This is a genomic window from Micromonospora sagamiensis (genome assembly GCF_014680085.1).
Classification (GTDB): domain Bacteria; phylum Actinomycetota; class Actinomycetes; order Mycobacteriales; family Micromonosporaceae; genus Micromonospora; species Micromonospora inyonensis.
In genome coordinates this window covers 5,969,313-5,982,936 of sequence record NZ_AP023438.1, presented here as the reverse complement: position 1 = coordinate 5,982,936, position 13,624 = coordinate 5,969,313, and the positions used below count along the sequence as shown (strand labels likewise).

Below are 13,624 nucleotides of genomic sequence, written 5' to 3'. Positions count from 1 at the left end.
TTGCCGTGACCTCGATGATCACCTAGGTTGACACACGATCGCGCCGAGCCGCCCGAGCTCTCCCCGGCCCCGAGCGGGCAGCGACCCATCGATCGATCGCGCCGCACGGTGACAGAGGAGTTCACGGTGGCACTGCCTGGCTGTCGAAGAAGATCATCCCCGAGGACGACCCCCTCCCGCCTGATGACGGTGGTGGCCGCGAGCGCGCTGCTGCTCGCCGGCCTCGCCGTCCCCGCCGCCGCGGTTCCCACCCGGGCCCCGCTGCCGGGCGGTCAGGACACACCGGACCAGCCGAAACCCGCCCTGCCGCAGCCGGTGAGCGGGCTCTGGCTGGTACGGCTGGAACAGCCGTCGCTGGTGGCGGCCCGCGCCGCCGCCGCACCCGCCGGCCGGCTCGACACCCGGTCGGCGGCCAGCACCTCGTACGCCCAGGGCCTGGCCCGGCAGCAGGACACGCTCGTCGACGAGATCGAGACCACGCTCGGGCGGTCGATCCGGGTCGCGCACCGCTACCGGAACGTGGTGAACGGCCTGGCGGTCGCGGTCAGCGCGGAGGAGGCCCGGGCGCTGGGCGGCCTGCCCGGGGTGGCCGAGGTCGTCCCCGACGCGACCCTGACCCTGGAGACGGACACCAGCAACGCGCTGGTCCAGTCGGCCGCCGTCTGGGAGGGCCGGACGCCGGAGCAGGTCGCGACCCGGGGCGAGGGTGTCGTCGTCGGGGTCCTGGACTCGGGCGTGAACCCCGGGCATCCGTCGTTCGCGGCGGTGGACGGCGACGGTTTCCGGCACACCAACCCGCGCGGCGCGGGCCGGTACGTCGGCGTCTGCGACCCGGCCAGCCCGCGCCACGACCCGATCTGCAACGACAAGCTGATCGGCGCCTGGGCGATGACCGGCACCAGTGCCCGGGACGACAACGGTCACGGCAGCCACACCGCCTCGACCGCCGCCGGCAACCGGCACCGGGCGAGCGTCACCGTCGGGGCGGACACCCACGAGCTGACCGTCTCCGGGGTCGCGCCCCGCGCCAACCTCATCTCCTACAAGGTGTGCCTGACCACGTCCTGCTTCTCCTCGGCGACCATCGCGGCGGTGGACCAGGCGATCAGCGACGGCGTGGACGTGCTGAACTACTCGATCTCCGGCCGGGACGACCCGTGGAACGATCTGGTCGACCAGGCGTTCCTCGAGGCGTACCAGGCCGGGATCTTCGTCTCCGCCTCCGCCGGCAACAACGGACCGGCCGAGCGGACCGTGGCGAAGACCGCGCCGTGGAACGTCTCGGTCGCCGCGGTCAGTCACGAGCGGATCGTCGCCCACCGGCTGGACGTGACCGGTCCGACGCCGGTCCCGCCCGCGCTCACCGGCATCGCCGCGGTGCTCGGCGACGGATCGCCGAGTCCGCCCATCGAGGGTGAGATCCGGTACGCCGGCACCGTCGACCCGGACAACGGGCAGGGTTGCCAGATGTTCCCGCCGGACGTGTTCCGGGGCCGGGTCGCGCTGATCCCCCGGGGTGGCTGCGACTTCTCCGTCAAGATCCGCAACGCGGCCGCCGCCGGTGCCACCGGCGTGGTGGTGCACACCCAGTACGGCGGGCCGCCGATCACCATGGGCGCGCTCACCGGCAGCGCCCTGCCCGCCGTGATGGTCAGCCTCGCCGACGGCAAGCGGCTGCGCGACCACCTGGCTGCCGCCTCCGGGCCGGTCACCGTGCGCGTGGGCGCCGGTAGCGAGGTGCTGCGCGACGGGGCGTGGACCGACGTGGTGACCGACTTCAGCTCCCGGGGGCCGAGCCAGTTCGACATGCTCGCGCCCACCGTGGCCGCCCCGGGCCGCAACATCCTCGCCGCCACCGTCGGCACCGCCGGCGACCCGGCCCGGTACGCGTTCATGCAGGGCACCTCGATGGCGTCCCCGCACGTGGCCGGTGCCGGCGCGCTGCTGGCGGCGCTGCACCCGGACTGGTCGCCGACCCGAATCCGCTCCGCGCTCGCCGTCACCGCCGACCGGGACGGGGTGGTCAAGGAGGACGGCGTCACCCCGGCCGACCCGTTCGACATGGGCTCCGGGCGGATCAACCTGGGCCAGGCCGCCCGGACGGGTCTCGTGCTCGACGAGACCGCCGAGAACTTCGCCGCGGCCGACCCCGGGGCGGGCGGCGAGCCGCAGACGCTGAACCTGCCGGCCGTCGTCGAGCACCACTGCCTGACGGTGTGCACCTTCACCCGTACCGTGTCCAGCGTGGCCGGCGTATCCGCCACCTGGCAGGCGACGGCGCAGGCCGCTCCGGGTGCCACGGTCACGGTCACCCCGTCCCGGTTCACCCTGGCCGCCGGTGCCCGTCAGGAGCTGACCGTCACCGTGGACGTCACCGGGACGCCGCGTGGCGGGTGGCTCTTCGGCGCGATCGAGCTGACTACCGACGCCACGCACGGCGCGGGCGGGCCGGAGATCGCCGACGCGCACCTCCCGGTCGCCGTCCGGCCCGCCGCGCCGGAGCTGACCGTCAACCCGACCACGCTGCGCAGCAGCATGGACGTGGCGCGGACGGAGCGGCACACCGTCACGGTGGGCAACGCCGGCGGTGCCACGCTCACCTGGCGCGCCACCGGCGACGGTGCCGGCTGCGCCTGGCCGTCCTGGGCGAAGGTGACCCCGGCCCAGGGGACGCTGGCCGCGTTCGGCAGCCAGCAGATCGAGATCACGCTCGACTCGACAGGGCTGGACGACGGCGGTGACTTCCGGGCCGACCTCTGCCTGGCCAGCAACGACCCGAAACGGCCATCCGTGCCGATCGCCCTGGAACTGTCGGTCGTGCCGGTGCCGGAGATCGAGGTGGCACCCCGCTCGCTGGCCTCCCGGCAGCCCGCCGGGCTGGTCACCACGCGGTCGTTCACGGTGCGCAACGCCGGCCACGGCGTACTCGACTGGCGGCTCGACGACCCGGACGCCGGTCCGGACGAGCAGCGGGTCAAGCTCCTGCGCGACGGGGTCCTGCTGATCCCGAACTCGGGTAGCGCGACCCGTGGGGTGATGGCCTTCGACCCGCACTCCGGGAAACTGATCGACCCGCAGTTCGTGCCACACGTGTCCTACGACCCGTCGAGCAGCCTGTACACGCCGTTCCAGATCGTCGCCAAGCCGGACGGCACCGGGTTCCTCATGTCCGACCAGGTGCGCTCGGTGGTCACCGAGCACGGCCTGGACGGCACCTTCCACCGGGTCTTCGCCCCGGCCGGCGGGGTGGGCGACCCGACGGTGATGGGCAACACCCGGGGGATGACCATCTCCCCGCGCGGCACCGTCCTGGTGACGGTCGCCAGCCAGGGCAACGCCCACTCGGTGGTCGAGTTCGACGCCGACGGCCGGTACCTCGGCACGTTCATCGCGCCCGGGGCGGACGGGCTGAAGGGTCCGTGGGGGGTCACGTTCCGCGGCGACGACGTGCTGGTCTCGGCCAGTGACAGCGACGCCATCCACAGCTTCAGCAAGGACGGAAAGAGCGCCAACCCGCGCTTCTTCGAGGGGCTGAGCTGGCCCGGCCAGATGGTCGAGCAGGCAGACGGCAACGTGCTCGTGGCGAGCTGGGGCAGCGGCTCCACCCCCGGGGTGTGGGAGATGGACCGCGACGGCAAGCTGATCGGCGTCTACACGCCGCCCGGCGGCACCGGCTACCAGGGCGTCCACCCGCTCGGCAACGGCAACATCCTGGTCACCAGCTCGCGCGGGGTGCACGAGATCGACCGGAGCGGCCGGCTGGTCGAGGTCGAGAACGACAAGGGCGCGGCCCGCTTCGTCAGCCACGTCCGGCTGCCGGACCTGCAACCGTGCGTGACCCCGGACGAGGTGCCGTGGCTGTCGGTCGACCGTTCCTCGGCGGGCACCGGCGCCGGCCGCGGCAGCGAGGTGACGGTCTCGCTGGACAGCACCGGGCTGGCCGCCGGCACGTACCGGGCCCAGCTCTGCGTCACCAGCGACGACGCGACCACGCCCCTGGTGACGCTCCCGGTGACGATGGAGGTCACCGACCAGACCTGCGACCGGGTGATCAAGGGCGAGTACCGGGGGTCGGTGCAGGCCGGCACGGTGACCTGCCTCGCGCCGGGTGCCACGGTGTTCGGCCCGGTGAGCGTCGGCGGGGGTGCCGGGCTGATCGCGCTCGAGGCCACCGTCTCGGGTCCGGTGACCGCAACCGGAGCCGGCGTGGTGGAGCTGGTCGGCAGCAGGATCGACGGCCCGGTCTCGGTCACCGCCGGCACCGGCCGCGTCGCGATCAGCGGGACGCGGGTGACCGGCCCGGTCAGCCTGGTCGACAACCGCACCGGAGACACCCCGATCGTGGTCTCCGGCAACCGGATCGAGGGACCGCTGCGCTGCGTGGGCAACGAACCCGCACCGGTGAACGACGGAGTGGCCAACACGGTCAGCGGACCCCGCTCCGGCCAGTGCGCCGGGCTGTGACCGAGGAACGGAGCTGAACCGGCCCGCCGGTGTGGTCGCGAGTCGCGACCGCACCGGCGGGCCGCCGTCGTCGTGGGGTTCCCGGCGACGTCCGCACGACGATGCCGGTCGATGACGGGACTATCCTCGGACGCGGGCGCGCCGGGTGGCGCGCACTCCCGGTCGTGCGGCGGCGGAAGGCGGCGACGATGCCCGAGATCCCTGGGACGCGCGAGGAGTTGGAGAACGCCGCCCGCTTCCTCCGCGAACGCATGCTGTCCCTGGCCAGGGCCATCGAACCGGGCCAGCGCCCGGACATCACCATGCTGCCGGAACCGGCCATCCTCGACTGGCGGGAGCCGCTGCGGCACGCCTACAAGGCCACTCTGAGCCTGGTCGCGAGGGAGCAGCCGTCCGCCGCGCACGCCGTCCAGTACGGCGGTGGCCTGCTCGCCGCGCTCGGCTGGAGCGTCGAGAACGACACCAGCCCGGCCGAGACCCGTGCCGTCGCCCGCCGCGACGGATTCGTGATCACCCTGTACGCCATCCACCGGGAGCAGGGAGTCAGCCCTCACGGGGACGGCTTCGGCATCGGTGGCGAGACTCCGCACGTCCTGCTCCACGAGCCGGTCGGGTTCGTCCCGCCCGAGCCGGTCGTCACCGCCGGGACCCTGCCCGCCGGGGCGCTGCTCTGCTACGAGTGCGACGGCCTCGGCTGGTGCCCCGGCTGCCTGGGACGCGGCTTCACGCTGGAGGACGGCCGACGCCAACGGCGGTGCAACCTCTGCTTCACCAGGCGGATCTGCCCGATCTGCGAGGGGCTGGGTCTCAAGAGGATCCACGCGATGAACACGTGGGAGCGCAGGCAGTACCCCGAGCTGCGGCCGGACTGACCACAGCGGATTTCCATAGGCGGCCGGGCCCGTCCCTTCGGCACAATGGCCGGCGTGACCGATCTCGAGGTACGCCCGAACGAGACCACCGTGCCACTGCTGCCCTGCGTGTCCGCCGAGGAGACACTCGCCTTCTACCAGGCGCTCGGCTTCCGGACCACCTACGAGCAGACCCGCCCCTACCTCTACCTCGCCTTCGCCTGGAGCGGGTTCGAGCTGCACTACGGGGCCGCGCCCGCCCACCTGGAGCCGAGCCGGGAGAACGGCGGCGGATGCCTGGTGATGGTCGACGCCGTCGCGCCGTACCACGCAACGTTCACCGAGGCGATGCGCGCGACGTACGGCAAGGTACTGGCCCGGGGCCTCCCCCGCATCACCCGCTACCGACCCGGCGCGAGCCGGTTCACGCTCGTCGACCCCTCGGGCAACTCGATCATCTTCATCCAGCGGGACGAGGAGAAGGAGCTGGAGTACGGCGGGTCGAAGAAGCTGAAGGGCATCGCCCGGGCGCTCGACAACGCGCGCATCCTCCGGGAGTTCAAGAACGACGACCGGGCGGCGGTACGGACGCTCACCCTGGCGCTGCGCCGGCACGGCGACACGGCTCCGCCGGTCGAGCGCGCCCTGGCCCTGGTTGCCCTGGCCGAACTGGCGGTCGCCCTCGACGAGCCCGACCGGGCCGAGGAGTGGGTCGCCCAGCTACGGGCGATCGAGCTGACCGACGCCGACCGGCAACGGATGGAGAGCGAGGGAGCCGACATCGCCCGGCTGCGCGAGTGGCTGACGTAGGTACTCATCCTCCTCAGCGGCGACCGACCGCCGCGCGGCCGAACGGTGGGGACGTGCTCCTCCTGCCACCACCAGGTGCCTGAGAAGGGCACGGGCCACACCCCGGCCGGCATCCCCGACATCCCGTCCGCTCGACGGCGCGGACCGGCCGGACCGCTCGTGCACGGTCCGGCCGGTCCGGGGTCGCCAGGTGGCGGGCCCAGCGAGGGTCAGCCGGTGCGCCACTTCTGGTTGGCCGTGCCGGCGCACTCCCAGAGCTGCAACCGCGCGCCGTCGCCGCTGTTCCAGTCCTTGATGTCCACGCACTTGTTGGCCTGCGGGTTCACCAGGTCACCGGCGGCGGAGAGGACGAACTGCTGGGCCGGATTGCCGCTGCAGTTGGCGATCTGGATGACCGCGCCGTTCTCCCGGGAGCCCCAGGCGACGTCCATGCACTTGTTGTTCTGGGTGCGCAACGTGCCACCGGTGAAGGTCCAGCTCTGCGCCAGCGTGCCGTTGCAGTTCCAGGTCTGGAGCGGTACGCCGTCGGAGAAGTTCGAGTTGGGCACGTCGATGCACTTGTTGTTCCAGTTGCTGATGATCCGGGTGCCCGGTCCCCCGCCACCGGTCGTGACCAGCGACAGGCCGTAGACGCCGAGGATCTCGTTGACCGGCTGGAACCACGTCGTCCCGCCGGTCGTGCAGTTGCCCGACCCGCCGGACGTGACGCCCTGCGCCTGGTCACCGGCGAGCCATGCGCCGCCGGAGTCGCCGCCCTCGGCGCAGGCGTTGCTGCGGTGCAGCCCCGACACCGCGCCCTGCGGATAGTTGACCGTCTCGTTGCGGCCGAGCAGCGTGCCGCAGCGCCAGCCGGTCGTCCGGCCGGAACGGCACACCCCGCTGCCGATCACGGCCTCCGCGGAGCCGGCAACCGACACGCTGCCACCGGCGTAGTTGTTGACCCACGGACGGGGCGTCCAGCTGCCGTTGGTGCGGACCCAGCCGTAGTCGTTGCCCGGGAACGACGAGCCGGCGAAGGTGCCCTGGGACACGTTGTTGTAACCGAGGGTGGGGCTTCCGGTGCCACCGCAGTGGCCGGCGGTCACGAAGCCGCCCGCGACGGCGAAGCCCACCGAACAGAGCGTGTTCCCGTTGATCACGTACTGGTCGCCGCCCCGGATGTCGTACAGCGGGCGGGGTGCCTCCGGTGCGACGACGTAACGGACGAGGTCGGCGGCCACCCCGCTGCGCGCCACGAAGGCACGGGCCGACGCGGTGGCGCCGGGGGCGACCGTCACCACGAGGCTGTTGTCGGTGACATCGGTGTACCAGCCCCGTACCGCGCTGGCCGGGCGGTGGCCGGCGGCGTACCGGTCGAGGGTGGTCTGGGCGGCGGTGAGCGCGGCCAGGCTTCGGGGAACGAGTCGGGGTTCGGCCCCTTCGGCCCGGACAGTGTCCATGACGGAGTCGTCGGTGACCCCCACCGTGAGCCGGTTCCCGGCGGCCAGCCAGGAGCCGGCGTACCGCCCGCCCAACGCGGTGCGCAGCCGCTGGTCGATCCGGGCGGCGGCGGCCTCGACCCGCAACCGGTCGGCGAGCTGCCGGTCGGTCAGGCCGAGGTCCCGGCGCATCGCCTCGGCCATGCCGGGCGGCAGGTCGGCCGCGTCGGCCTGGGAGGCCCCGGCCCGACCGGTCCGGTCCGGATCGGCGGGGGACGCGGCGGCGGGCCCGACCAGCCCGACGGCGGCCAGGCCGGCCGCGAGCAGGGCGACGAATGGTTTCATCGATGTCCTTTCGAGCAGGGGTTCGGAGGTGTCCGGCGGCGGGTGGGAACCCGCCGCCGGCAGGAGCGGATCGGGGTGTCGGGCACGGACGGTGGATCAGCCGGTGCGCCACTTCTGGTTGGCGGTGCCGGCGCAGTCCCAGAGCTGCAACCGCGCGCCGTCGCCGCTGTTCCAGTCCTTGATGTCCACGCACCTGTTGGCCTGAAGGTTGACCAGGTCACCGGTGGCGGTGAGGGTGAACTGCTGCGCCCCGGTGCCGTTGCAGGTGTAGAGCTGGATGACCGCGCCGTTGCCGGTCGCGCCGCCGTCGACGTCGATGCACTTGTTGTTCTGGCTCCGCACCGCCCCGCCGCTGAGCGTCCACTTCTGGGCGTTGGTGCCGTTGCAGGTCCACATCTGTAGCGGCGCGCGGTCGACGAAGTTCGAGCTGGGCACGTCGATGCACTTGTTGTTCCAGTTGCTCACCAGCGGCACGCCGGTGGGCGGCGTGCCACCGCCCCCGCCGAACGGGCTGAGGACCAGGCCGGCGGCGCGCGGGTCGCCGTCGTGCACCAGGGACTCGAAGCCGCCGACGTCGTCGAAGGCGAACGCGTACGCCTTGCCGTCGACCATGTTGGCGTGGATCAGCCGGGCGTACTGGTTGGTGGGGTTGCTGCGGTAGAACTCGGCCGGGTTGAGACTGGGCTGGGTGTCGATGGTGCCGAGGGTCCCCCGGTTGAGGGCCGCGCAGAGCGTCCGGGCGATCGGGCCGACGACCTGGTCGTTGGGGGCGTGCAGCTGGCCGTCGCAGCCCCAGACGCTGGCCGACGAGGGCCGCTGGAAGGAGGCCACCACCTGGCCGGCGCCGTTGGTGAAGGTCATCGTGGTGCCCGAGGTCCGGCCGAAGTAGCGGACGGTCGGCTGGTCGCCGAAGGGCACCACGGTCAACGTCTTCGTGGTGTAGGCGTTCCACGCCGCCGCGATGTACGAGTCCAGGTAGGTGGGGCTGAACAGGCCGGCACCCGCGGCCTTGCCCGGGGCCAGGACCCGCAGCACGGTGCCGTCCGACCGGGTGTACACGGAGTTCCCCCAGCCGGCCTGCGCCCGGATCCCGTCGATGACGGCGGCGCGGCCACCCGCGACGACGTCACCGGTCCGCTTGGTGACGCCACTGGCGCCGGTGACGGTGACCGCGTGCGGCACGGCGAACATGTCCACCTGGGAGCTGTTCAACCAGAGCCCGGCGTCGTTGTAGGTGAACTCGCTCCAGTCGAACAGGATGTCCCGGTTCGCGTCGCCGGCCGCCCAGGGGGCGGGTTGCACCAGGCCGTCCGGGGTGAGGAAGAACTTCAGCTTCTCGCCGAAGGAGAAGTAGACCCGTCCGGAGAAGCCGCGCGGGAACTGGATGGTGGTGCGGCCCCCGTTGCCGGGGCCCGGGATCGAGGCGTCCGGCGCCGGGGACGGGGGGATCTGGCCGCCGGTCCACGGTACGAACGTGCCGCCCGCGGTGACGTAGCCGAGCCGGCCGCTGGAGAGCTGGGTGCCGATGACGTACAGGTGCACCGCCTCGCCCCGGCCGGTGCTGTTGGTGACCGTGACGGGCAGCAGCGCTGGCCCGACCGCCTGCGCGGGCGTCGCGTAGATGGTCGCCGCCACGGTGACGAGGAGGGCGGAGACGATGGCGAACAGGTGTCGTCGAACGCTCATAGGACCACCTCAGACGTGGGGGAAACGATTGAGAGAGCGCTCTCACAGGCTGCAACTGGAAACAAACTTTGTCAATACTTAACGTCGGGTCAGCAAGCCTCCGACAGGGTCCCGTCCTCCTCGACGCAGCCGAGCGCCTCCCGCGCCTGGCGGGCCAGCAGGTGGTGCTGGGCGTCCCGGGCGAGCTGCGCGGCGAGGTCGCAGTGCCGGTGCGACCGTACGGTCCGGTCCGCCGCCTGGTAGGCCACCGCCAGGCCGGTGTGGGCACAGATCTCGCCCCGGCGGTACCGGATCTCCTGGCTGAGTCGCAGGGCCTCCTGGTGACGGGCGATCGCCGCCGCCGGACCGCGCATCCCGAGCTCGACAGTGCCGAGGGTGGTCAGGGCCTCCGCCTCGACCCGGCGGCGCCCGATCCGTCGGGCGATGGCCAGGCACTCCTCGACCAGGCGGAGGGCCTTGGCGTGGTAGCCGAGGTCGACGTAGGCGCCGGCGAGCTGGTCGAGGTCGTTCGCCATCCCGTACGGGTTGTCGAGCTGCCGCCGGATCGCCACCGCCCGCGTCAGGTGGACCACCGCCAGGCTCGGACGGCCCAGGGCACGGAGCCCGACGGCGAGGTTGTGCAGCACGTTGGCCACGTCGTTGGTCGGCCGGCCGGCGCTGATCGCCTGGAAGCCGACCAACGCGGTCTGCTGGGACCGGATCGCCGCGGACACCTGGTCCAGTTCCAGCTGGACCACCCCGAGATTGCTGAGGGTGCTCAGCTCGGCGTGGCGGTTGCCCAGGTCGTGGTAGATCCGCAACGCGTCGGCGTAGCAGTCGCCGGCCCCGGCGAGGTCGCCCTCCTCCCGGTGCACGATGCCCAGGTTGTTGAGGATGGCGGCCTGTCCCGCCCGGTTGCCCCGCCGCACCTGGACGGCCAGCGCGGTCGAGTAGCGGCGGCGCGCGTCGGCGTAGTCGGCACGGCTGGCGCTCAGCGTCGCCAAGCTCGACTCCATGGCCGCGATGCCCTCGTCGTCGCCCTCCTGGCGGGCCTGGGCCAGGCCCGCTTCGGCGCTCACCCGCCACTCGCCGTGCGCCCCGTTCTCCTGGAGGTAGCCGCGCATCCGGTCGGCCAGGTGCCAGGCGAAGCGGGGCGGGCCGTACCGGGCGGCGTGCCGGATCGCGGCCAGGATGTTGGCGTACTCGAAACAGAACCACTGCGGCGACTCGGGAGCGTCCGGGACCTCGGCGACCGGTGGTAGCCCCTCCGGCCAGGGCAGGAAGGCCATCCGGGGGTGGTGCCGGCGGGCCAACCGGTCGGCGGTGACCAGGTAGCGGGTGAACAGCCGGGTCAGGGCGGCGGCGCGCTGGTCGGCCGGGTCCTCGCGGTCGGACAGCTCCGCCGCGTACAGGCGGATCAGGTCGTGGATGACGAACCGGTCGGGGTGGCTGGGACGCACCAGGTGCGACGCGGTCAGCGTCCGCAGCACCGCGTCCGCCTCGGTCGGGGACACGTCCAGCAGGGCAGTCAGGTCGGCCAGGGTGAAGCAGTCGGCCGGAGAGATCGCCAGGAGCCGCAACGCGAGCCGTTCCCGCTCGCCGAGACGGCGGTAGGACGGTGTGATCGCCGCCCGCAGCGCGACCCGGGGGTCGCCGGGCACCGACAGGCCGTCGAGCCGGTCCCCGTCACGCAGCCGGCGGACGTAGTCGGCCGCGTCGGCCGGGCTGCCGGTGGCCAGGTTGGCCCCGGCGATACGCAGCGCGAGGGGCACATGACCGCAGAGGCGGGCGAGTTCCTCGACGGTCTCCCGGGCGACGTCGATCCGGTGCTCCCGGAAGATCGCCAGCAGCAGGTCGACGGCGTCGGTCGGGGTGAGCGGGTCGAGGTTGACCGCCCGACCACCGTGCAGGGCCACCAGCCCGTCGAGGGTGTTGCGACTGGTCACGATCACCGCGCAGCTCGCCGTGCCGGGCAGGAGCGGCTCGACCTGCTCCGCAGACGCGGCGTCGTCCAGGACGACGAGCACCCGCCGTCCGGCGAGCGCGGCACGCAGGGCGGCGGCGCGGGCATCCGGGGCACCGGGGACGGCAGCACCCCGGACACCGGTGTAGGTGAGCATCTCGGCCAGCACCTCCGCCGGCCGAGCCGGGTCGGGCTGCTGTCCGCGCAGCCGGACGTACCACTGGCCGTCCGGGAACAGGTCGCGCATCCGGTGTCCGACGTGGATCGCCAGCGCGGTCTTGCCGACCCCGGGCGCGCCGGAGACGGCCAGCAGCGGCAGTCGGCCCGTCGCCGCCGCGTCCGCGACGAACTGGCGCATGCGGTCCACCGTGCCGCCGCGGCCGTACAGCTCACCGGGGTCGGCCGGTAGCTGGAACATCGGCGCCGTGGGGGTCACGGGGGCGGGAGGCACGGAAGCGGGGGCGACGGAGGCCGGAGCGGTCACCGGGGCCGGGCCGCCGGACGGTGGTCGCCAGCGCAGCGCCGGGTCGGCCCGCAGGATGCGGGTGCGCAGGTCCACAAGGGCCGGACCCGGATCGAGGCCGAGTTCCTCGGCGAGGGTCGCCGCCAGCGCCCGGTAGGAGTCGAGCGCCTCCGCCTGCCGGTCGCTGCGGTACAGGGCGAGCATGAGCTGCGCCCACAGGCGCTCGCGCAACGGGCTGCGCCGGGTCGCCCGGCGCAGCTCCGGGATGATCTCGGTGTGGTTGCCCCGGGCCAGCTCGGCGTCGAAGTACTCCTCCGTCGCCTGGGCCCACCGCTCGGTCAGGGCCGGCACGTCCTGCCGGTGCAGCACCTCCGAGTCGACGTCGGCCAGCGGCTCGCCGCGCCACAGGGCCAGCGCCGCGCGTAGCAACTCAGCCCGGCGCCCGGGATCGTCGCTGCTGGACGCGGCGGCCCGGAGCGCGTCGAACCGCCCGAGGTCGATCCGCTCCGGTGGCACGGTGACGACGTAGCCGTTGGCCCTGGTCTCGATCAGCTCGTCGCGGCCGGCGCCGACGGTGAGGGTCCGGCGCAGTCGACGGACCAGGGAGTGCAGCGAGGCCTTGGCGTTCTCCGGCACCCGCTCGCCCCAGATCCGGTCCACCAGCGCCGGCACGCTGACCGTCTCGCCGCGGTTGAGCAGCAGCGTGGCCAGCAACGCCCGCTGCCGGTTGGCCGGGACGGGAACCGTCCGGTCGAGGTGGCTGACGCGCAACGTGCCCAGCACCGCGAAGTCCCAGTCCACTGACCGCTCCCGTCCGAGGTGTCTCCGCTTCCGGCTGCCCGGCTCGTCCGTGACGTGTCCGCCTGCGCCCCGCCCCCTGGTCCTGGTGCCGTCCGGCCGGGACGGGGCCGCCGCGCTGCCCGAAACGCCCCATCTCATCGACCGAACGTGACCGTAGCACGACCCTCCGACAGGCCCGTGACATCACGGCGACACCGGACCGACAGCGGCCGTCCATAGCGTCCCTGGCGTCGGGCAGCCGCCCGCAACCGAAGGAGGAAGCATGTTCAGACCGCTCAGGACGGCGTTCGCGGGCCTCGTCGCCGCACTCGCGCTCGCCCTCGTCGCCGCCCCGGCCGGTGCCGCTCCGAGGACCGACGCCGGGTCGGACAACCCGGCCCAGGTGCTCGACAACGGCTGCGTACGGACCACGGTGGGCCGCAGCGGCCAGACGGTGTACTGGGTCATGGTCCAGAACATCTGCGGCCACACCCTGTACAACGTGGACGCACACGTCTTCAACGGACCGGCCGGGGTCGACTACCGCAGTCAGCGGGGCACGGTCAACCCGAACGGGTTCATCATGTTCGACTGGCGGCCCGGCTCCTGGTACGCACCGCCGGGCTCGCTGACCTGCGGCGAGCTGTGGACCCCCGGGCCGACCCTGCAGGGCCGGGACTGCATCACCATGTGACGGCCGACCGCCGGACACCGGCCTCCACCCCGATCGGGGTGGAGGCCGGTGGCGTCGACGCCCGCCGGCAGGCGCGGCTCGGTCCGGCGCCCCGCCCCGCTGGTAGCAGGGGACCCCTGTTACCGCTTTTTGAGGAGGAGGGGGCCCCTGCAGGCACCTCAGGCGGGAGCG

Annotated in this window: 7 protein-coding genes; 4 read left to right on the top strand and 3 right to left on the bottom strand. The window is 73.1% G+C overall.

Features of this window, described 5'->3' with window-relative positions:
* The first annotated feature begins 183 nt into the window (after positions 1 to 183).
* The 3 genes from IGA62_RS30690 to IGA62_RS25615 all read left to right on the top strand — a co-directional run bounded on the left by IGA62_RS30690 (position 184) and on the right by IGA62_RS25615 (position 6,125).
* Positions 184 to 4,464 carry a S8 family serine peptidase gene (locus tag IGA62_RS30690; protein WP_145818485.1) on the top strand — a complete coding sequence of 1,427 codons (4,281 nt, stop codon included), beginning with the start codon at positions 184 to 186 and terminating at the stop codon, positions 4,462 to 4,464.
* Positions 4,465 to 4,652: 188 nt separating this feature from the next.
* Positions 4,653 to 5,336 (top strand): DnaJ-like cysteine-rich domain-containing protein, encoded by a 684-nt coding sequence (locus IGA62_RS25620; protein ID WP_145818486.1) that lies wholly within the window; start codon positions 4,653 to 4,655, stop codon positions 5,334 to 5,336.
* Positions 5,337 to 5,390: 54 nt separating this feature from the next.
* Entirely contained in the window at positions 5,391 to 6,125 is a 735-nt protein-coding gene (locus IGA62_RS25615) for a VOC family protein (protein WP_145818487.1), read from the top strand.
* Positions 6,126 to 6,334: 209 nt separating this feature from the next.
* Here the strand turns inward: IGA62_RS25615 and IGA62_RS25610 are convergent, their stop codons facing one another.
* The 3 genes from IGA62_RS25610 to IGA62_RS25600 all read right to left on the bottom strand — a co-directional run bounded on the left by IGA62_RS25610 (position 6,335) and on the right by IGA62_RS25600 (position 12,780).
* Positions 6,335 to 7,888, bottom strand: a complete 1,554-nt coding sequence (locus IGA62_RS25610) for a ricin-type beta-trefoil lectin domain protein (protein WP_145818488.1) — start codon at positions 7,886 to 7,888, stop codon at positions 6,335 to 6,337.
* A 96-nt stretch (positions 7,889 to 7,984) separates the two neighbouring features.
* A complete protein-coding gene (locus tag IGA62_RS25605; protein WP_145818489.1) occupies positions 7,985 to 9,574 on the bottom strand; it encodes a glycoside hydrolase family 64 protein in 1,590 nt (529 codons plus the stop codon).
* Positions 9,575 to 9,663: 89 nt separating this feature from the next.
* Entirely contained in the window at positions 9,664 to 12,780 is a 3,117-nt protein-coding gene (locus tag IGA62_RS25600) for an AfsR/SARP family transcriptional regulator (RefSeq protein ID WP_186499867.1), read from the bottom strand.
* Between the two features lie 262 nt (positions 12,781 to 13,042).
* On the opposite strand from IGA62_RS25600, the gene IGA62_RS25595 reads away from it, so the two are divergent.
* Entirely contained in the window at positions 13,043 to 13,453 is a 411-nt protein-coding gene (locus IGA62_RS25595; protein WP_145818491.1) for a hypothetical protein, read from the top strand.
* Positions 13,454 to 13,624: the final 171 nt, after the last annotated feature.

What these genes read in the sequence shown, in the direction of transcription:
- IGA62_RS25610 (WP_145818488.1), bottom strand. Translation starts at nt 7,888, where the DNA reads ATGAAACCATTCGTCGCCCTGCTCGCGGCCGGCCTGGCCGCCGTCGGG.
- IGA62_RS25620 (WP_145818486.1), top strand. Translation starts at nt 4,653, where the DNA reads ATGCCCGAGATCCCTGGGACGCGCGAGGAGTTGGAGAACGCCGCCCGC.
- IGA62_RS30690 (WP_145818485.1), top strand. Translation starts at nt 184, where the DNA reads ATGACGGTGGTGGCCGCGAGCGCGCTGCTGCTCGCCGGCCTCGCCGTC.
- IGA62_RS25595 (WP_145818491.1), top strand. Translation starts at nt 13,043, where the DNA reads ATGTTCAGACCGCTCAGGACGGCGTTCGCGGGCCTCGTCGCCGCACTC.
- IGA62_RS25605 (WP_145818489.1), bottom strand. Translation starts at nt 9,574, where the DNA reads ATGAGCGTTCGACGACACCTGTTCGCCATCGTCTCCGCCCTCCTCGTC.